1 protein-coding gene is annotated in these 320 nt (G+C 34.1%); it reads left to right on the top strand.

The window, feature by feature from the left end; translation table 11 throughout:
- Window positions 1-23 precede the first annotated feature (23 nt).
- Window positions 24-320, top strand: a 297-nt coding sequence (locus SB658_RS22835; protein WP_410602527.1) for a stress protein, incomplete at its 3' end; no start/stop codon positions are given.

Genomic DNA, 320 nt, shown 5'->3' with positions numbered 1-320 from the left:
AAAAATGTTTTGTATTATTTTTTATATGTTTATTATTGTTAACAGCTTGTAACAGTGCAGCATCTACTAAAAAACAGCTTACCACAGACAACGTGATTGAAGCTTTCAAAAGTGCTGGGCTTGAAGCAGAAAAACCATCTGATCTTAAACAAAAAGAGTTTGGAAATATAAGAGAAGAAGGAAAAAGAATTCTCGTTCCTTCCTTAGGTGAAAATGCTGGCGGAAGGATTTTTAAATTTGGAAATGAAACTGATTTACAGCAGGCGAAATCTTATTATGATGAGTTAGGCAATGCTGGATCTATGTTCTTCTCTCACACC

It is taken from the genome of Bacillus sp. SIMBA_008 (assembly GCF_046535495.1).
Lineage (GTDB): Bacteria > Bacillota > Bacilli > Bacillales > Bacillaceae > Bacillus > Bacillus subtilis.
This window is presented reverse-complemented; position numbering and strand designations above follow the sequence as displayed.